The 18999-nt window shown below is 70.5% G+C and carries 18 protein-coding genes, 1 tRNA gene and 1 riboswitch; of the genes, 5 read left to right on the top strand and 14 right to left on the bottom strand.

Annotation, left to right across the window (positions count from 1 at the left end):
• Positions 1-4: 4 nt before the first annotated feature.
• The 5 genes from fliG to J3S89_RS23365 form a co-directional block, all read right to left on the bottom strand.
• A complete protein-coding gene (fliG, locus tag J3S89_RS05185; RefSeq protein WP_217926410.1) occupies positions 5-1069 on the bottom strand; it encodes a flagellar motor switch protein FliG in 1065 nt (354 codons plus the stop codon).
• Positions 1070-1078: 9 nt separating this feature from the next.
• On the bottom strand, positions 1079-2767 hold the full coding sequence (gene fliF / locus J3S89_RS05180; RefSeq protein WP_217926409.1) for a flagellar basal-body MS-ring/collar protein FliF: 1689 nt from the start codon (positions 2765-2767) through the stop codon (positions 1079-1081).
• 584 nt (positions 2768-3351) lie between these two features.
• Positions 3352-3627: a CtrA inhibitor SciP gene (gene sciP, locus J3S89_RS05175; RefSeq protein WP_217926408.1), complete on the bottom strand. Its 276-nt coding sequence runs from the start codon at positions 3625-3627 to the stop codon at positions 3352-3354.
• Between the two features lie 214 nt (positions 3628-3841).
• The gene (locus J3S89_RS05170) at positions 3842-4513 is read right to left on the bottom strand and encodes a flagellar hook assembly protein FlgD (protein ID WP_217926407.1); all 672 of its coding nucleotides are present in this window, start codon (positions 4511-4513) and stop codon (positions 3842-3844) included.
• Positions 4514-4552: 39 nt separating this feature from the next.
• Positions 4553-6559 carry a flagellar hook-length control protein FliK gene (locus J3S89_RS23365; protein ID WP_217926406.1) on the bottom strand — a complete coding sequence of 669 codons (2007 nt, stop codon included), beginning with the start codon at positions 6557-6559 and terminating at the stop codon, positions 4553-4555.
• A gap of 406 nt (positions 6560-6965) precedes the next feature.
• Between J3S89_RS23365 and mnmA the strand changes: the two genes are divergently transcribed.
• From mnmA to J3S89_RS05150, 3 genes are all read left to right on the top strand, one after another.
• Positions 6966-8153, top strand: coding sequence for a tRNA 2-thiouridine(34) synthase MnmA (gene mnmA / locus J3S89_RS05160; protein ID WP_217926405.1), 1188 nt, complete (start codon positions 6966-6968; stop codon positions 8151-8153).
• 144 nt (positions 8154-8297) lie between these two features.
• Positions 8298-8999 carry a class I SAM-dependent methyltransferase gene (locus J3S89_RS05155; RefSeq protein ID WP_217926404.1) on the top strand — a complete coding sequence of 234 codons (702 nt, stop codon included), beginning with the start codon at positions 8298-8300 and terminating at the stop codon, positions 8997-8999.
• A 227-nt stretch (positions 9000-9226) separates the two neighbouring features.
• Positions 9227-9303, top strand: a tRNA-Met gene (locus tag J3S89_RS05150).
• A 186-nt stretch (positions 9304-9489) separates the two neighbouring features.
• On the opposite strand, the gene J3S89_RS05145 is transcribed toward J3S89_RS05150, so the two are convergent.
• From J3S89_RS05145 to J3S89_RS05125, 5 genes are all read right to left on the bottom strand, one after another.
• Positions 9490-11208, bottom strand: coding sequence for a methyl-accepting chemotaxis protein (locus J3S89_RS05145; protein ID WP_217926403.1), 1719 nt, complete (start codon positions 11206-11208; stop codon positions 9490-9492).
• Between the two features lie 241 nt (positions 11209-11449).
• Entirely contained in the window at positions 11450-12889 is a 1440-nt protein-coding gene (locus J3S89_RS05140) for a 4Fe-4S binding protein (protein ID WP_217926402.1), read from the bottom strand.
• Complete coding sequence (locus tag J3S89_RS05135; protein WP_217926401.1) at positions 12841-13677, bottom strand: FTR1 family iron permease; 837 nt, start codon at positions 13675-13677, stop codon at positions 12841-12843. Before J3S89_RS05135 ends, J3S89_RS05140 begins: the two co-directional genes overlap by 49 nt.
• A 16-nt stretch (positions 13678-13693) precedes the next feature.
• Positions 13694-14029, bottom strand: a complete 336-nt coding sequence (locus J3S89_RS05130; protein WP_274383303.1) for a cupredoxin domain-containing protein — start codon at positions 14027-14029, stop codon at positions 13694-13696.
• A 34-nt stretch (positions 14030-14063) separates the two neighbouring features.
• Positions 14064-14600 carry an iron transporter gene (locus J3S89_RS05125; protein ID WP_217926400.1) on the bottom strand — a complete coding sequence of 179 codons (537 nt, stop codon included), beginning with the start codon at positions 14598-14600 and terminating at the stop codon, positions 14064-14066.
• Positions 14601-14799: 199 nt separating this feature from the next.
• Here J3S89_RS05125 and J3S89_RS05120 point away from each other — a divergent pair, with 199 nt between their 5' ends.
• Both J3S89_RS05120 and J3S89_RS05115 read left to right on the top strand, forming a co-directional pair.
• A complete protein-coding gene (locus tag J3S89_RS05120; RefSeq protein ID WP_217926399.1) occupies positions 14800-15717 on the top strand; it encodes a LysR substrate-binding domain-containing protein in 918 nt (305 codons plus the stop codon).
• 17 nt (positions 15718-15734) lie between these two features.
• The gene (locus J3S89_RS05115) at positions 15735-16154 is read left to right on the top strand and encodes a DUF2267 domain-containing protein (RefSeq protein WP_217926398.1); all 420 of its coding nucleotides are present in this window, start codon (positions 15735-15737) and stop codon (positions 16152-16154) included.
• Between the two features lie 4 nt (positions 16155-16158).
• Here J3S89_RS05115 and J3S89_RS05110 read toward each other — a convergent pair whose 3' ends face one another.
• The 4 genes from J3S89_RS05110 to J3S89_RS05095 are packed head-to-tail and all read right to left on the bottom strand — an operon-like array spanning position 16159 to position 18607.
• Positions 16159-16890 carry an energy-coupling factor ABC transporter ATP-binding protein gene (locus J3S89_RS05110; RefSeq protein ID WP_217926397.1) on the bottom strand — a complete coding sequence of 244 codons (732 nt, stop codon included), beginning with the start codon at positions 16888-16890 and terminating at the stop codon, positions 16159-16161.
• The gene (cbiQ, locus tag J3S89_RS05105) at positions 16887-17657 is read right to left on the bottom strand and encodes a cobalt ECF transporter T component CbiQ (RefSeq protein WP_217926396.1); all 771 of its coding nucleotides are present in this window, start codon (positions 17655-17657) and stop codon (positions 16887-16889) included. Before cbiQ ends, J3S89_RS05110 begins: the two co-directional genes overlap by 4 nt.
• On the bottom strand, positions 17641-17943 hold the full coding sequence (locus J3S89_RS05100; RefSeq protein WP_217926395.1) for an energy-coupling factor ABC transporter substrate-binding protein: 303 nt from the start codon (positions 17941-17943) through the stop codon (positions 17641-17643). The genes cbiQ and J3S89_RS05100 overlap by 17 nt, the downstream gene beginning before the upstream one ends.
• Before the next feature lies 1 nt (position 17944).
• Entirely contained in the window at positions 17945-18607 is a 663-nt protein-coding gene (locus J3S89_RS05095) for an energy-coupling factor ABC transporter permease (protein ID WP_217926394.1), read from the bottom strand.
• Positions 18608-18708: 101 nt separating this feature from the next.
• Positions 18709-18980: riboswitch (cobalamin riboswitch) on the bottom strand.
• Between the last annotated feature and the right edge of the window lie 19 nt (positions 18981-18999).

Raw genomic sequence — 18999 nt, 5'->3', positions numbered from 1 at the left:
GCCGTCAGTAGACGAGCTCGTCCTCTCCCTTCGACTTGGAGACCATGATCTCGCCCTTGGCGGCGAGGTCCTTGGTCACGTTGACCATGATGCCCTGGGCCTCGTCGACGTCGCGCAGACGCACCGGGCCGAGCGCCTCCATGTCTTCCTTGAGCATGGCCGACGCGCGCGACGACATGTTCTGGAAGAAGACGTCGCGCAGCGCCTCGGTGGCGCCCTTGAGGGCGATGGCGAGCTTGTCCTTCTCGACGTTCCTGAGCAGCGTCTGGATGCCGCCGGCATCGAGTTTGCCGAGGTCCTCGAAGGTGAACATCAGCGACTTGATCTTCTCGGCGCTCTCGCGGTTCTCCTCCTCGAGGGCGGTGATGAAGCGCGCCTCGGTCTGGCGGTCGAAGGAGTTGAAGATGTCGGCCATCAGCTCGTGGGCGTCGCGGCGCGAGGTGTGCGAGAGGTTCGACATGAACTCGACCCGCAGCGTCTGCTCGACCTTGTCGAGGATCTCCTTCTGCACCGCCTCCATCCGCAACATGCGGTTGACCACCTCGAGGGCGAACTCCTCCGGCAGGATCGCCAGGACACGGCCGGCGTGGTCCGGGCGGATCTTGGAGAGGACCAGGGCGACGGTCTGCGGGTATTCGTTCTTGAGATAGTTGGCGAGGACGTTCTCCTGAACGTTCGACAGTTTCTCCCACATGTTGCGGCCGGCCGGACCACGGATCTCCTCCATGATCGCGCTGACGCGCTCGGGCGGCAGGAACGAGGAGAGGATGCGCTCGGTGCTGTCGTGGTTGCCGGTCAGCGAACCCTTGGAGGAGAGGCGGGTGACGAAGTCGACGAAGAGGTTCTCGAGCATCTCCGGGCTGACCGGGCCGAGGCGGGCCATCGCCAGCGAGACCTGACGGACCTCCAGTTCGTCGAGCTGTTCCCAGACCTTGCGGCCGTGTTCCTCGCCGAGCGCCAACAGCAGCACGGCCGCGCGCTCGGCGCCGGCGAGCTCGCGGTAGTTCTCCGTGTGGCTCACCTGGAGGGTGGGGGAGCCGTGGGGCGCGGTCTTGGCGGGCAGGGCCATGGTGGGTCCTCAGGCGGCGGCTTCGGAGAGCCAGCCGCGAATGATCGCGGCGGCTTCCAGCGGGGTTTCGTCGATCATCTCGCCGATCTTCTTGATCGACCCGGCCTGAACCGCGCCCATCGCCTTGGCCTCGTCGAGGCGCATGTGGGTCGGATGGGGGCCGGTGTCGGTGGCGATCATCAGGTCGCCGCCGGCGGCCGGGATACCGGCGTGACCGGCGAGGGCGTGGGCGAGGGCTTCGCCGGGGTGGTGGCCGGCGGCGGTCTCGGCGCCCGCGACCTCACCGGCGGCGAGGGCGGGCAGTTGCGGGGCGATGACGCGGTTGATCAGCGGGCGCACCGCGAAGAGCAGCACCAGGGCGGTCATCAGCAGCAGGGCGCCCAGTTCGGCGAAGCGCACGACGTCGTCGGAGCGGAAGTCGAGCAGGGCGGCGAAGCCGGTCTTCTGGCCTTCGAGGGGAACCGCGGTGGGGGCCTCGGCGAAGCGCAGGTTGACCACCTCGACCAGATCGCCGCGCTTCTCGTCGAAACCGACCGAGGAGCGGACCAGGGCGGCGATGCGATCGAGGTCCTCCTTCGAGCGGGGCTGATAGGTGACCTCGCCGGAGGTGCCGGTGGCATAGACGCCGTCGACCAGAAGGGCGACGGAGATGCGCTTGAGGCGGCCGGCCTCGAGCACCTCGGTGCGGCTGGTCTTGGAGATCTCGTAGTTGACGGTCTCCTCGGAGGTGCTGGAGGCCTCCTTGGAGGTCGGGCCGGCCGGATCGGGGGGCGTGCCGGGCACCTGGGTGGCGACGGTGACGCCCTTCTCGGCGGAGGCGTTGGTGGAGCTCTCCTCCTTGGTCTGGGTCGAGCGGACCACCTGTCCGTTGGGATCGAAGGTGTCGGAGGTCTGGGTGACGCGGTTGAAGTCGAGTTCGGCGGCGACGTGGACGCGGACGCGGCCCTGGCCGACGATCGAACCGACGATCGATTCGATCTGGTTCTCGAGGCGGGTCTCGTAGGCGGTGGTGCGTTCCTGCAGCGAGGCGGCGACGAGGCCGCTCGGGTCCTCGCCCTCGCCGGTGGCGAGCAGGCGGCCGGTCTCGTCGACGATGGAGACGCGCGAGGGCTTCATGCCCTCGACGGCGGCGGCGACGAGGTGCTGGATGGCGCGGATCTGGCCGGGGTCGAGTTGGCCGCGCAGTTTCAGCGCGATCGAGGCGGTCGGTTCCTTCTTCTCGCGCTGGAAGACCTGACGTTCGGGGATGACGAGGTGGACGCGGGCGGCCTGGACCCGGTCGATGGCGCGGATGGTTCGGGAGAGTTCCCCCTCGAGGGCGCGCAGGTGGTTGATGTTCTGGACGTAGGAGGTGGTGCCGAGGCTGTCGGTCTTGTCGAAGATCTCCCAGCCGACGCTGCCGCCGGTCGGGACACCCTTCTCCGCCAGTTTCATGCGCAGGCGCAGCGCGGCGTCCTTGGGAACCAGGATCTGGGATCCGTCTTGACGCAGTTCGTAGGCGATGCCCTGGGCCTCCAGGTCCTTGACGATCGCGGAACTGTCGCGGTCGGACAGGTCGGAATAGAGGGGGGTCATGACCGGCGCGGTGGCGCGGGTGATGACGAAGGCGAAGAAGCCGATCAGCAGCGCGGTGACCACGCCCATCGCGGCGAGGCGGGCCATGTCGAGAGTCTTGATGAACTCGAGGGCGCCGTTCACGTCTCGACCTTCCCGGTTGCGAGGTGGTGGCGGCCGGGTCCGAGGCGATGGATCCGGCCGCCGACGATGGGGTTTCCGCGTCGCGAGGGGCGCGACGGTGGCGGTCCGGTCCGGTGGGGGCGGAGAATCCCGGGCGCCACTGGGCAAGAATTTCCCAGTGCTTGGTAAACGGATGGTTAACGCGCCGCCTCCTTCCGGCACGAGGGTGGCCGAGAGGTGAGAAAATTCGCTCGAATTCGCCAGGACGGCGGCGGGTTTTGCCGGGTCGCGTCAATCTTTTCACGAGGCGCCCTCGAGCGGCGGCGGCGAGGCGCGCGGGGCCTTCGAAACGACGCCGGGGCCGACACCCTTCGGCGCGGCCCCGGTTCGGTCTTGCGGATTCGGTCTTCGCCGGCCCCGAAACGACCCGAGGCCGCGTCTCGCGACGCGGCCTCGGGTCTCATACCGGCCACACGACGTTCCGATTCGTCGGAACGCCCCGTGGTCATGGCCCGACCGACCGACACCCGGTCGGGCTCGACGTCACGCACGACGTTTCGAAGAGGTCGAAACTCCCTGCGCACGGTCGCATCGATCCCTGGGGATCACTGCCGATATTGCTGGATGCGCGTGGTGCGCAGTCCGGCCAGTCCATGGCGGTCGATCGACTGTTGCCAGGACAGGAATTCCTCGACGGTCAGAGTATAGCGGTTGCACGCCTCCTCGAGGGACAGAAGGCCCCCTCGTACTGCGGCCACCACCTCGGCCTTTCGACGGATCACCCAACGTCTCGTCCCCTGCGGAGGCAGGTCGGCGATGGTCAGGGGACTTCCGTCCGGGCCGATGACGTATTTCACACGCGGTCTAAATTGATCGGTCATCGTACTCTCACACATTCGATGCGATCACATCGGGAGTGAGACTAGCGGCCGGGCCTTAAAATATGGCTAAACGCGGACACCCCGGTGATTTTTTCCCGAAGTGTCGCGGCCGGGACTCGATCCGGGGCGGAAACGCGAGAAAATCCGGCGCGCCGAGGGGGCGTTCCGGAGTTTCGTCGGACCAGGATCGACACATGTTCGTCCCAGGGCGGGATCACGAACCGCCGGAAACGGTGGTCACCTTCCAGGCGCTGATGGTCTGGCCGTCGATGGTGAGGAGGGGCGTCGTGCCGGAGAAGTCGATCGCCGAGACGACGCCGGTCAGGGCGGTGGTGATGGTGACGGCGTTGCCGCTGGCATCGGTGCCGGCGACCTTGATGGTGTAGTCGCCGGCGGGGGCGGTGCCGCCGGCCGTGGTCGTTCCGTCCCAGTTGAAGGTGTTGCTGCCGGTGGCGAGCGCCTTGGTGGTGGTGTAGACCGTCTTGCCGTCGGAATTGGTGATGGTGATGGTGGCGGCGCTCGATTTCGCCGAGGAATCGAAGTTCCAGGCGGCCGCCTCGGTCCCGTCGAAGGTGACGGTCTTGCCCTCGGCCTCGACGGTCTTGCCGACGTAGGAGACGAGGTTCGAGGCGTTCTGGGTGGTCGCCAGCGCCTTCAGATCGGCGAGATAGGCGTTCGACTTGATCTGCTGTTCCACCGCCGAATATTGCACCAGCTGGCTGGTGAAGGTGGCGGTGTCGGTCGGGTTGAGCGGATCCTGGTTCTGCATCTGCGTCACCAGGAGCGTCATGAACATCTCGTAGTTCGACGACAGGCTGGCGGTGTCGCTGGCGGTCGTCGAGGTGGACGAGGTCAGGGTCGGCGTGGCGATACCGAGGATGGACATGCGCGGGACTCCGAGGGTTCACGCTCGCGCGCGGGGCATTCAGATTCTGAGGTCGACCCCGCCGGCGCGGGCCGTGCGGTAGGCGGCGATCGCGACGTCGGGGCTCGGACGGCCGGCGTCCTCCTCCTCCTCGATCGCGGTGGTGAGGGTCGGCGTCGCGTCGCGCTCGGGCGTGGCGGAGCCGTCGCCGCGATCGCGCATCGAGAACTGGAGGCCGGACGAGCCGACGTCGAGGCCGGCGGAGGCGAGCGAGCGCTCCAGCGTCTTCTGATCGCGCAGCATCATGTCGAGCGTGTCGGCGCGCTCGACGACCAGATGCGCCTTGACCTCGCCATTCGCCTTCACCTCGACACGCACGTCGACCGAGCCGAGTTCGGCCGGATCGAGACGCACGCTGAAGCGGCTTGTGCCCTGGTGGCCGCGCTTGGCGATCGATTCGGCGAGCGCCGCCATCGCGGCGGCGGCGACGGCGGGCGACACGTCGACGGGCGCGCGGGCGGCGGACGGGTCGAGGCCGGCGACACGGGCGGTCGAGGTGGGCGCCGCGACGGAGGCGTCGCCGGTGGCGGTCGCGTCGTCGGCCGGCGTCGCGGTGGTCGCGGTGGTCGTGACGTCGTCCTTCTCGGTCGGGGCGGGGGCCTCGGCGCGGCCACGCTCGCTCGCGGCGGGCGTCGCGGTCGGCGCGGGCGTCGGGGCGGCGGTCGCGGTCGGGGTCGCGGCGCGGGCGAGGGACGTGGTCTCGCCGGTCGGCACGGTCGCGGTTTCGCCACGGCCGGCGTCGGCGGCGCGGCGATCGGACGTGGCGGCGGCGGGCGACGAGGGATCGGCGTAGATCGGTTTCGCCGAGCGATCGGTGTGGGTGGGCACGACCCGTTCGGCGACGAAGGTCTTCAAGGCGAGGGGATCGCGCGCGGCGGCGGCATCGTCGGCCGAGGTGGTCGACGCGGCGGTGGTCGAGGCGGTGGTCGTGGCGGTCGTCGTCGTGGTGGACGCGGTCGCGGGGGCGGTGGTCGCGGCGGTGCTCGTCCCGGCATCGGCATCGGCATCGGCAGCGGCGCCGGTATCGGCGGTCGAGAGGGCGGAGAGCACGGCGGCGCGGGTCGCCGCCGCAGCGGCGGCGAGCCCACCGGCGATGGTGCCTGCGACGACGGTGCCGGCGACGGTCGCGGGAGTGGTCGCGGTGGCGTCGGTCGTGGTCGGTGACGCGGTCGCGGCGGTCGTGGACGCGGCCGGGGTGTTGGTCGCGGCCGCCGTCGTGGGGGCGGCGGTCGCGGAGGCGGGGACGGCGGTCGGGGAGGGACGTTCGCCGCCCGAGGCGCGGCGGGTCAATTCGGCGGCGATGACGGCGGAGGCGGTCCCGGCGTCGAGGGTCCGTCGGCCCGAGCGCTGCGGCAGGGTTGCGGCGGCGGCGAGGGCTTCCTGGTCGGCGGACGCGGTCGCGGCCGTGCCGGCGGCGGCGGTGGTCGTGGCGGTCGTGGCGGTGGCGTCGGTCGTCGAGGTCGCGGTCGCCGCCGTGGCGGCGGCAGCGGCGGTGGCGCTCGCCGAGGCGGTCGCGGTGGTCGCGGCGGCGCCACCGGCGGCGGGCGAGGTCGGGGCGGCGTGGGCATTCGCCGGGTCGGCGCCGGGATCGATGCCGGCCTTGCGTGAGGAGGTCGCCGAGGCGGTGGCGCCGACGGCGCCGAGCGAGGCGGGCGAGGCGAGGCCGCCGGCATCGGAGAAGGTGACGATCGTGCCCTGGGCGACCAGGGCGAGGGCGCCGAGGAGGTCGGTGGCGGCGGTGGAGGCGGCCTTGGCGGTGGCCGCGTCGGCGGTCTCGGTGGACTTGGTCTCGCCGGTCTCCGTGGTGGTCGCGCCGGTGGCCGGGGTCGCGGGCGTGGCGGCGGCGGTCGCCGTGGCGGTCGCCGAGGCTTCCCCGCCCTCGAGGGAGGCGGCGAAGGCTTCCATCATCCGCGCGAAGGCGCCGCCGACGCCGGGCACGGAGGCGGTCGTCCCGGCGGCGGAGCGCAGGGCGGTGGCGACGGAGTTGGCGGATTCGACGCTGGGCAAACTCTGCCTCCCGGCGAGGGACGTGACGGTGATCGGATCGCTCTTCGCAAGCGCCGGGCCAACGGCCGCGTGCCGCGCGCCCTCCTCGGCGAGACGCGGTCGCAGGGCCGCGCGAGGTCGGAAAACGGCGCGGATCGGCGCGTGGAGCCGAGATCCGGGCGTCGGGCGCCGTGGTCGCGCACGATCCTCGCGGGCGGCAATGTCTGCCGTACCGGCAAGCGATGCCCGGTGGGCGCGAGCCGCGAGCCGGGTTTCGCGGGCGGCGGGGCTCGGTTATAGTCCCGCCTTCGCGAGAGCGGCGACGGCGACGGGCGGGGAACCCGGAGACGGCGGCGTCGGTCTCGCCGTTCCCGTCGCGGTTCCTCTGCCGCCGATGGGGCCCCACAGGCCGAGGTGCGCCCGCTCCATGACCAATTCCCTCGATCTTCCCGGCCGTCCCGAGGAGACGCGCGTGGTCGTCGCGATGTCCGGAGGGGTCGATTCCTCCGTGGTCGCGGCGCTTCTCAAGCGCGAGGGCTACGACGTCGTCGGCGTCACCCTCCAGCTCTACGATCACGGCGAGGCGTCCCATCGGCCCGGCTCGTGCTGCGCCGGCCAGGACATTCTCGACGCGCGCCGGGTGGCCGAGACGATCGGCATCCCTCATTACGTGCTCGACTACGAGGACCGCTTCCGCCGCGAGGTGATCGATCGCTTCGCCGAGAGCTATCTCGCCGGCGAGACGCCGGTGCCCTGCGTCTCCTGCAATCAGACCGTCAAGTTCCACGACCTGCTCGACACCGCTCGCTCGCTCGGCGCCGCGGCGCTGGCGACGGGGCACTACGTCACCACCCGTCCGCTCGCCTCCGGTCATCGCGGGCTCTATCGCCCGGCCGACCTCGATCGCGACCAGAGCTACTTCCTCTTCGCCACCACCCAGGATCAGCTCGACTTCCTGCGCTTCCCGCTCGGTTCCCTGCCGAAGAGCGAGACGCGCGAGATCGCGCGCCAGCTCGGCCTGCCGGTCGCCGAGAAGCAGGACAGTCAGGACATCTGTTTCGTGCCCTCGGGCCGCTATGCCGAGGTGATCGAGCGGCTGAAGCCGGACGCGGTCGAGCCGGGCGAGATCGTCCACGTCGACGGGCGGGTGCTCGGAACCCACGACGGCATCATTCGGTTCACGGTCGGCCAGCGGCGCGGCATCGGCGTGTCGATCGGCGAGCCGCTCTACGTGGTGCGGCTCGACGCGGATCGCCGGCGAGTGATCGTCGGTCCGCGCGAGGCGTTGATGACACGCAGGCTTCATCTTCGTGACGTCAATTGGCTCGGCGACGAACCGCTCGAGTCGCTGGCGGCCGAGCCGATCGAGATCTGGGCGAGGGTGCGCTCGACGCGGGCGCCCCAGCCGGCGCTCCTCGGCTTCGACGGCGATCGGGTGGTGGTCGAACTGGTCGAGGGCGAACACGGCGTGGCGCCCGGCCAGGCGGCGGTGTTCTACGACGCTCCGGAAGGGGGCGCGCGCGTCCTCGGCGGCGGCACGATCGCCGGGGTGGTGCGCTCGTCGGACGAGATCGTCGTGCGTCCGGCCGCCGACGCGGCTTCGGCCGCGCAGTAGAGCGAGTTGCGGCATCCGCCGCGGGGTGAAGCGAACGGCGGCATCCGCCGCAGGATGAAGCGGACGGCGGCCTCGGCCGCGCGGCGAAGCGACGAGCGGCTCGGCCGCTCGATGAGGTCGGGACGGGACATGTTCGAGAATCAGATGAAGGTCGAAGGCGCGAACGCGGCCGAATTCCGTGACGAGCGCGCGCTCGACGCCGTCGATCTCGCCGCCGAGGCGCGGCTCGACGAGAAGGCGGTTCTCGCCGCCTATTCGCGTTGGGCGCCGATCTACGACTGGGTGTTCGGGCGGGTGTTCGACGCCGGCCGCCGTCTCGCGGTGGAGATCATCAATCGCCGTCAGGGCCGGCTGCTCGAGGTCGGCGTCGGCACCGGGCTGACGCTGCCGCGCTACAAGCCGCATCTGAAGGTGACCGGCATCGACCTGTCCCCGGACATGCTCTCCGTGGCGCGCCGCCGCGTCGAGGACGGCAAGATCGAGACGGTCGAGGCGCTCCATCAAATGGACGCGACGCGGCTGACCTTTCCCGACGCGTCGTTCGACACGGTCGCGGTGATGTACACGATCACCGTGGTGCCGCATCCGGATGCGGTGATGGCGGAAATCGAGCGCGTCACCAAGCCGGGCGGCGAGGCGATCTTCGCCTCGCACTTCGCCTCGGAGAGCGGCTGGCGCAAGGCGATCGAGCATGCGCTGACGCCCTTCACCAAGAAGCTCGGCTGGCGCCCGGATTTCCCGATCGAGCGCATCCTCGGCCGTCCCGGCTTCGAACTGGTGGAGAAGAAGCGGCTTGGCCTCTTCGGCATCTTCACGGTGGCGGTGCTGCGCCGCAAGGCCGACTGATCCTTCCGCGAGCCCGAATGGATCGATACGAAACGGCGCCGGCCACCCCCGGCGCCGTGTTTCGTCGTGGGGGTGGGCGAGCATGCGCGGGGATCCCAGCGCGAGCCGGCGCGGCGTGCGGAGCGCGTTCGAGCACGGGCGTCGGGCGGTCGTCCACAGGCGGGGTGGACGGAGGGGGAGAGTTCGCTTGACAGGTGGTTCGGGCGAAACTAGATAGGCGTCCGGTCGGCTGGGTAGCTCAGATGGTTAGAGCGGAGGATTCATAACCCTCAGGTCGGCGGTTCGATCCCGCCCCCCGCCACCAAAAAATTCCATTCGGATCAGATGGTTGTGAAATCGCTCGTGGGTTTCCCCAGGCGATTTTCGGTCTCGGTCAACACCGGGTGCCCCCGAAGCCCGCGTCTCATCGCGGCTCACACACGCCGATGCGCGGTGAAATTCGCGGTAGTCCCGGGTCGCGAGTTCCCTCGCGGGCGGTCTGCCGGCGGGGTCAGGCGGCGACGTCGGCGAGGAAGCGTTCGATCTCGGTGTCGACGCGGCGGGCGCAGGCCTCGAGATCGTTCGACAGGGTCGAGATGCGGCTCGCCGCCTCGTCGGTGCGGGCGGCGACGCCGCCGACGCCGGCGACGCCTTCGGCCGCCTCGGCGGTGCCGCGCGCGGCGCTGCGGGCGCTGTCGGAAATCGCGGCGGTGGCCGTGGTCTGGCGGCCGACGGCGGTGGCGATCGCGTCGGTGTAGGTCGCCGTCTCCTCGATCCGCGCGACGATGACGGCGATCGCGGAAACCGCCGCGTCCACTTCCGCGCGGATCGATCCGATCTGACCGGAAATCTGGTCGGTGGCGTGTGCCGTCTGGCCCGCGAGCGTCTTGACCTCGTTGGCGACGACCGCGAAACCGCGACCGGCGTCGCCGGCACGCGCCGCCTCGATGGTGGCGTTGAGGGCGAGCAGGTTGGTCTGGGCGGCGATGTCGCGGATCAGGTCGAGAACCGCGCCGATGCGCGCCGAGGCGTCGGCGAGACTGGAGATGCGCCGGCTGGAGTCCTCGGCGGCGCCACGCGCGGCGGCGACGATGCCGGCGGCGGCGCCGACGCGCCGGTCGATCTCGGCGACGGACTCGGTCAGATCGGAGACCGCCTCGGCGACGGTGGCGACGCCCGAGGAGGCCTCCTCGGTCGCGCGGGTGGCGCCGTCGGCGCGGGCATTGGCTTCGTCGGCGAGGCCGACGAGGTCGTGGGCGGTCTCGTTCAGCGTGCCGACGTCTCGGCCGAGTGCCGAGATCACGCCTGCGACGGAACCGCGGAAATCGGCGATGCGGCCGGTGATGCGATCCTGGTCGGCGCGCCGGCGCGCGTGATCGCGGTCCTGCGCGGCGACCAGCGTCTCGCGCTCGCGGGCGGTGGCGCGCAGCGCCTCGGCGACGCGGGCGACGGCGCCGACCTCGTCGAGGCGGTCGCAATGGGGCACGCTCGTGTCGAGTTCACCGGCGGAGACGCGGCCGAGCGCCTCCTTGAGATCGACCAGCGGCCGGACGAGACGGCGCCCCAGGACGAACAGCAGCAGGCCGGCGACCAGCAGCGCGACGGCGGTGGCGGCGAAGATCGAATCGCGCCAGGCGGCGACGACGCCGTCGACGGCCGAGGTCTTCACGCCCGAATAGAGCACGCCGATCACTTCGCCGGAGGGCGAGAAGACGGGGGCGTAGGTGGTGACGTAGGGCACGCCGAGGATGCCGACGACCCCGGAGAAGGTCTCGCCGCGCGCCACCACCGGGTGGACCGGGCCGGTCTTGCCGAGGATCGTGCCGACGGCGCGGGTGCCGTCCGGCTTCTTCACGTTGGTCGAACGGCGCACGAACTCGCCCGTCGCCGGGTCGAGCGCGAAGAGCGTGGTGGTGTCGCCGGTGATCCGGCTGACGGCGTCGATGGTGCGATGATCCGCGAAGGCGGGGATGCGCTCGAGGACGATCCTCGGGCTGCCGGGCGCGGTCCAGTCGACGCGGGTGCCGGAGAGGTCGCGTTCGAGGATCGCCGCGGCGGTGCGGATGTTGGTCGCCTGACGCTGGGCGGCGTCGCCGTCGACGTGGTCGACCAGGACCACCCAGGACGCGGCCGTCAGGAGGCCCGTCGCCACCAGCATCGCCAGGAAGCCCGTCGCCATCATCAGGAAGGTCATCGACGAGCGGATGCGGGACGACAGGCGCGACACCATGGTTCTCGACCTTCATGCGACGGTGTTTACGACCGCGCCGACGACAGGACCGTCATCCGTCGGTTACGGACAGGAAACGATTCCGACAGACATCTCTTTCCGCCGTCTTAAGACGATCCCGGAAACGGATCCGTCGAACTTCCGATCGAGGTATGTGGTGCGTGTCGCGGGGTGTCGTAGCGGGGTCGCGAAGTGTCGACCTGTTCGAACTCTCGCGAGCGAAGGCACGCCCGAACGGGTGTCAGATGCTCCAGAACAGCGTCGCCCAGGTCGCGGCGGCGGCGGTGACGGGCAGCGCCATGGCGGCGATCGCGAGGGTGCGGCGCGCCGGCGAGGGCGTGTGGAGGGCGACGATCGAGCCGGCGAGACGGGCCGACCACAAGGTCGCGCCGATCAGCGTGGCGGCGCGCAGCGGATCGACGAAGTCGAGCGCGAAACCGTCGGCGCGCAGCAGCGACACGGTGGTCATCGACAGGCCGAGGATGACGCCGACGGCGGCGAGCGGGATCAACGCCTGCGCCAGATGATGGAATCGGGCCGAGCGCCAGGGGCCGAGCGACAGGGTCGCCAGCGCCAGCCCGCCGCCGATCACGACACCGGCGAGCACGGTCTCGCCGGTGATGAAGCCGAGGAGGGAGGCGCCGTCGAGCAGCGTCATCACGTCGTTCTTTTCCGGGTAGTCGGTCAGGATCCACCAGGGCAGGGTGAAGTCGAGGGCCCAGTCGGCGCCGATCGCCACCAGGGTCTCGGCCAGCGTCTGCTTCAACGCGATGAAGGTCGCGCTCGCGGTCCAGCGGAAGGCGCCGGCGGCGACGCCGAGCAGGCCGAGCACGATCAGCGCGGTCTCCCACGGCTTCGCCTCGCGGCCGGCGACGTGGACGATCTCGCGATTGGGCGAGCGGCGGGCGAGGGTGACGGCGTCGCGGAAGCCGCTGCAGCGGCCGCACATGTGGCAGGCGGAATTGCCTTCGAGGGTGCGCAGCGGCACCAGGGGGGCGCAGTCGACCCGGGGCATCGGCGTGCCGACCGGCTTCGTCCAGCGGTCCCAGGCGGGACGATCGACGCGGAAATGGACCGGGGCGAGCTTGGAGACGAGGCCGAAGACGCCGCTGACCGGGCAGAGGTAGCGGCACCACACCCGCTTGTCGCGGCCCCAGATCAGGCCGACGACGATCGCCGCCCCGGTCGAGCCGCCGAGGATCACCAGCACCGGCGCCGGATATTGATAGACGCTGATCATCTGGCCGTAGATCGTGGTCGAGACGAAGGCGACGAAGGGCCAGCCCTTCCAGGTGATCCAGCGCGGCAGGGCGCGGCCGAGGCCGTGGCGCGAGGCGGTCTCGGTCAGCGCGCCCTCGGGGCAGAGGACGCCGCACCACAGACGCCCGACCAGGATCATCGAGAGCAGAACGCCGGGCCACCAGATGCCCCAGAACACGAATTGGGCGAAGACGGTGACGTGGTTCCAGACGTGGTCGAGCCGACCGGGCAGGGTGACCACGGTCGGCACGACGATCAGCACGGCGTAGATCGCCACCACCGTCCATTGGATCCCCATGATCCAATGCCGCGACCGCGCCATGCGCTCGCCGAGGGCGGCGAGCGCGCGGTCGAGGCGGGTGGGGCCGGCGATCACGTCGGGTTCGGGACGGTCGACCGGCGCGGGCGCGACAAGAGCCATGGCACGAGGATCCAATAGGAGAGGAAGACCAAGAGCTGGGTGAGGTCGGGCCGGGCGCGATAGCCGGTGAGACCGGAGACGAGGCCGCCGAAGGCGCCGCCGTCGGAGAGGATCATCGAGGTGTCCCACAATCGGCGCGACAGGCGCGGCACCACGTCGAGTTCGACGAGGCCGTCGACGCCGGTCATCAGCAGCGCCAGGGCGAGGAACAGCAGCATGGTCTCGGTGATGCGGAAGAACAGACGCCAGGAGAGGAAACGGGCGCCGATCTGCAACGCGGCGTAGGTCGCCAGCGCCGCGACGAGGCCGAGGCCGGCGGCGGCGATCGCACCGAGCCGGCCGCCGCCGAGGTCGACGGAGAGGATGCCGGTGAGGAAGACGACGGTCTCGCTTCCCTCGCGGGCGATGGCGATCAGCGCGAGGAGGAAGACGCCCCACCAGTTCTCGGTGGCGACGGCCTTGTCGAGCGAGCCCTCGAGATCGCGCTTCAGGGTGCGGCCGTGGCGGCGCATCCATACGACCATCTGCAGGATCAGCGCGGCGGCGACCAGGACGAGGCCGGTGCGCAGGATCTCCTGGGCGGTGTCGGAGAGGGCCTCGGTGAGGGCGATCAGCGCCCAGCCGAGGAGGCCCGCGACGGCGAGACCGGCGGCCACGCCCGACCACAGGAAGGCGCGGGCGCGGCGGGCGTCGGGCGCGTTGGTGGAGAGCCAGGACTGGAGAATGCCGACGACGAGCAACGCCTCGACACTCTCCCGCCACACCACGAAGATCACGTTGCCCTGCATCCGGCTCGGTCTCTCGTCACTTGGCGATCAGCACCGCGGGCGGCGCATCGGGATGAAAATCGTCGAAGAAGGAATATTCGCCGGGGTCGAGGCCCTTGATCACCATGGAGGTGGTGACGCCGGGGGCGATCACCTTCTCCTTGCGCAGCGGCAGGCTCTCGAACTCGGCCGGGGTCTTGCCGGCGTTGACGAGCTCCAGCTCGATGCGAGTGTCGGCGGGGACCTCGAGGCGCGACGGCGTCATCTTCCCGTCCTCGAAGACGATGCGGAAGACGGGGTCGTCGGCTCGCGCCGTCTGCGGAAGCCCCATGGCGACCGCGGCGAGCACGAGCCCCGCGCCGATCAGGCGCAGGACGAAGAGGCCTCGCGAGAGGCTGTGGTCGCGATCAGTAGCCACCTTTCTTCCCCGTGCCGGCGTAGACGAAATCGTACTTCAGCTCGAACGGCTCGAACCACGGACCGACGCCGGTCTCCTTGTCGACGTGGCGGCCGAAATGGGCGTGCATGTCGGCGGAGGGCGGGGCGACCTTGAGGGTCAGCTCGTATTTGCCGTTGCCGGCGAGCTTGACGTTGTCGCCGTAGTGGGGGCCGTCGTTGGCGACCATCGGCATGAACGGACCCTTGGCGACTTCCTTGCCGTCCTTGGTCAGGGCGAACTCGATGACCAGATAGGGGACCCAATCGCCCTTGGCGAAACCGTTCTTGTTGTCCTTGGTCGCCTTGATGTCGGCCTCGAGATGGATGTCGCTGTCGGCGGTCGCCTTCATCATGCCGGCCGGTTCCATCTCGATCGGCTGGAGATAGACGGCGGCGACCTCGAGACCGGCCTTGGTCTGGGGCTTGCCGATCGGATATTCCTTGGCCTCGGCGAGGGCGGTGGAGGCGAGCACGAGGAACGAGGCGAAAGCGATACGAGACGGCATGAAGCCCTCCTATTTGCGAGTGATTGTCATATTCAATAGCATCTGTGGGCGCGAGGTCAATCGTGAAATTCCGTAGGCACCGAAGCGTGCGAGCGCCCCGGCGCTAGAGGTAGGGTTGAATTCGATTGATTTGGCGGATCCGATTTGTGATCATAATCGTCTGCGCCGATCGATATGCGGCGTCAGCGGGAGCCGATCGATGAACCTGCGCGATCTGCAATATGTTCTGGCGGTGGCCGATCTCGGCCATTTCGGGCGCGCGGCGGAGGCCTGCCACGTGTCGCAGCCGACCCTTTCGGGCCAGATCCTCAAGCTCGAGGACGAATTGGGGGTCCGGATCTTCGAGCGGGTGGGCCGTTCGATCCGGCCGACCCCGGTCGGGGAACAGATTCTCGCCCATGCGCGCCGCGCGGTCTCCTCGGCCGACGACATCACGGCGCTGGCGCGCGCTTCGCGCGATCCGCTGGCCGGGCCGCTCAGGCTCGGGGTGATCCCGACGCTGGCGCCCTATCTGATGCCCTTCGTGCTGCCGATCGCGGCGGAGGCGCTGCCGGCGGCCCCCCTGATGCTCTACGAGGATCTGACCGCCAATCTCCTGCAGGCGCTGACCGAGGGGCGGCTCGAGGCGGCGATCATCGCCTCCGACCCGGGCGATTCGCGCCTCACCTCGCATCTTCTCTTCGACGAGCCGTTCTGGGTGGTGCTGCCGCCCGGCCATCCGCTCGCCGCGCGGGAGACGATCCACGCCGCCGATCTCGATCCGAAGTCGTTGCTGCTGCTCGCCGACGGCCATTGCCTGCGCGATCAGGCGCTCGAATTCTGCGGTCATCCCGATCGCGGCGAAGGGGCGGGGGCGGACATTCGCGCCACGTCGCTGGAAACGCTGCTGCATCTGACCGCCGCCAATTACGGCATCACCCTGGTGCCGCGTCTGGCGGTCGGCAACGACATCGGTCTGGTCGGCAAGCTGGAGACGCGGCCGCTCGAGGGCGACCACCATTTCCGCCGGGTCCGGCTGGTGCATCGGGCCAACACGCCGCGCCAACAGGCGCTGGCGCTGCTCGCGGCGATGATCCGCAAGGGTGTGCCGGAAGGCGTGGAACGGCTCGACGGGTGAGGGTGGGGGAGGCGGCGATGCCCATTCCGATGGAGTATCAGCACGCCTCCGACGACTTCGAGCGCTTCCTGGCGATCGCCGGGGAGCGGGCCGGGCTCACGACCCGCAATCAGACCTGGACCATGGTGGACGGGGTGCTTCGGGTCTTCCGCCGACGCCTGACGGTCGCCGAGGGGCTGCGTTTCGCGGCGGTGCTGCCGCCCGTGTTGCGCGCCTTGTTCGTGGTCGACTGGGACGTCGAGGCGGCGCCCGTCCCCTTCGTCGATCGCGCGGCGGCGACCGAAGAGGTTCGTTCGCTGCGCGTCCACCACAATTTCGCGCCCGACACCGCCATCACCGACGTCGCCGCGGCCCTGCGCGGCGTCGTCGACGAAGCGGCCTTCGACCGGGTGCTCGCCGAGTTGCCGGCGGGCGCCGTCGCCTTCTGGGCGGTGTGAGGTCTCACCCCTCGACCGCGTCCAACCCCGCGCGATCCATCACCTCGGCGTCGACCAGCAGCTCGGACGCCGGGCCGCGCGCGACGATGCGGCCGTCGGCGAAGAGCACCGCGTCATGGGCGAAGCGATGGGCCATCGCCACGTCGTGGGTGGTGAAGACCAGGGTGGTGCCGCGTGCCTCCAGCTCCTCGAGGGTGGCGAGGAGGCGGCGGGCGGAGCGGGCGTCGAGGCCGGCGGTCGGCTCGTCGAGCAGCAGGATCTCCGGCCGCATGGCGATGGCGCCGGCGATGGCGGCGCGTTTCTTCTGGCCGAAGGAGAGCATGTGGGTGGCGCGGCCGGCGAGATCGGCGATGCCGAGGGCCGTCAGCGCCTCCTCGACCCGCGCCTTCGCCTCCGCTTCGCCGAGACCGAGATTGAGCGGGCCGAAGGAGACGTCCTCGAACACGGTCGGGGCGAAGAGCTGGTCGTCGGCGTCCTGGAGGACGAGGCCGACGCGGCGGCGCCAGGCGGAGAGGCCGGCGCGGCTCCAGTCGACGGCGGCACCTTCGAGGAGGATGCGGCCGGTGGTCGGCCGCAAGGTGCCGTTGAGGTGGAGCAGCAGCGTGGTCTTGCCGGCGCCATTGGGGCCGAGCACGGCGAGGCGGCGGCCGCGTGCGATCTCGAGATCGATCGCGTCGAGGGCGGGGACGCCGCCGGGATAGACGTAGGTGAGGGCTTCCGCCGCGAGCAGGCTCATGCGGGCAACATCCCGAGCATGGGAAGGAGGCCGTCGGCGTCGGCGAGGCCGAGCGCGGCGAGGGCGGCGAGCGTCGCCACGATCGCGGCGAGGCGTCGCGGCGAGACCGGGCGCTTCGGCGTCAGCACCGCCAGCGAGGCGCCGTTCCAGCCGCGCGCGGCGAGGCCGGTCTCGAGGCGGCGGGCGCGGTCGAGGGTGCGCGGCAGGAGATTGGCCGCGAGGAGCCCGGTCGAGCGGATGCGGCGGCGCCAGTCGACATGGCCGAGGCGGGCGGTCTGGGCGGTGTGCATGGCGCTCGCGGTGTCGCCGGCGAGGAGCAGGAAACGATGGGTCAGCAGCGCGATCTCGACGATTTCGGCGGGGACCTTCCACCGCCGCAGGCCGGCGACGAGGTCGGTGGCCGGGGTGGTCAGCGTCAGGGTGAGGAGGCCGGAGACGGCGGCGGTGGCGCGCAGCGTCAGCCCGGCGGCGCGCGGCAGTCCGTCGGCGGCGAAGCCGATCCCGTGCGGCCCGAGTTCGATCAGGAGCGTCGCCGCGCCCGTCAGCACGAAGCCGAGCGGGGCGGCGAGGATCTTGACCCAGACGCGAACCGGCACACCGGCCCCGCGCGTCACCGCGAGGGTGGCGACGGCGAGGACGGCGACGGCGGTCGGCCAGGGCGGAGTCGTCAGCGCGAGGCCGAGAAGACCGAGCCCGAGCAGGGCCTTCTCGGTGATCGAGTGATCGCGCCAGCGGTTGGTGGCGGCGATCCTATCGATCGGTGTCATCGCGACGGCGGCTCCCGTGACGACGACCGATGACGTAGCCGAGAATGCCGGCACCGATCGCCGCCTCGAGCGCGAAGATCGTGCTCTCGATCTCCTTCGAGGGCGGCTCCCAGAAGGGTTGCGTCCAGCGGACATAGCCGGGATGGGAGGCCTCGATCGCCTTGGAGCCGACGTCGTCGGTGCCGCTGAATTCGCCGGTGATCGGCAGGATCATCGGGGCGGCGACGAGCGCGGCGGCGAGCAGGAGGAGGATGATCGAGGTGCGGGGGGTGAGGGTCGAGGTCATGTCAGCGCACTCCCGCGATCGTGCCGTCGATGCGGCCGGGCAGGCGGCCGATCAGGGCGTTCATCACCACGATCACCAGGAGACCCTCGGCGATCGCCAGCGGAACCTGCGTCACCGCGAAGATGCCGGCGAACTTGACGAAGGCACCGAAGAAGCCGGACGCCGGATCGGGGAAGGCGAGGGCGAGCTCGAAGGAGGTCACCAGATAGGTCGAGAGATCGGCCAGCGCGGCGCCGAGGAAGACCCCGACGGAGGCCGGCAGTCCGACGGCGGAGGCGGCCTTCCAGGCGGCCCAGCCGACCCAGGGGCCGACGATCGCCATGGAGAAGACGTTGGCGCCGAGAGTGGTCAGGCCGCCGTGGGCGAGAAGCAGCGCCTGGAACAGCAGGACGATGGTGCCGATCAGCGCCATCACCGAGGGGCCGAAGGCGATCGCGCCGAGGCCGGTGCCGGTCGGGTGGGAGCAGGAGCCAGTGACGCTCGGCAGCTTCAGGGCCGAGAGAACGAAGGTGAAGGCGCCGGCGGCGGCCAGCGTCAGGCGCGCCTCGGGGCGGTCGCGCAGGATCCGGCGCAGGGAGACCGCGCCGGCCACGACGAAGGGTGCGGATACGATGGTCCATCCCAGCGCATGACTCGCGGGGAGGAAACCTTCCATGATGTGCATGTCGTCCACCTCTGACTTCGAGCGCGCCGCCCGATATTGCCCGTTCCGCTTCCTCGGAACAAAGGGCACGTCTGCCGGGACACCCCGCCCGAGGGACGCGAACGACGCAACGACGGATGGCAGGTCTCCTGGCTCGCGGGTCGTCGTGGTTCGGTCGAGCCTTCCCGATCTCGCGCCCCCGGGTGGAACTCGGGGAGATCAGTGGCCGGTCGCGGCGACCGCGACCCTCGGGGACCGAACCCTCTCCGCATACAGTTGCGGGGGCAGCCACGGCTTCCGACGGCGTCGATCGCTCGGCGACGTCGCGTTTCCGTGTTCCCTTTTCAGCGCGCCGGCGAAGCACCGACGCAGCACCATCCTGTCGTCACCGTAACCACGCCGGCTGCTCCGAC

The sequence above is a fragment of the Pinisolibacter aquiterrae genome (genome assembly GCF_019160155.1).
In the GTDB taxonomy this organism is placed as follows: Bacteria; Pseudomonadota; Alphaproteobacteria; order Rhizobiales; family Ancalomicrobiaceae; genus Pinisolibacter; species Pinisolibacter aquiterrae.
The sequence above is the reverse complement of the archived record's forward strand: the minus strand, read 5'-3'. Positions and strand labels throughout refer to the sequence as shown.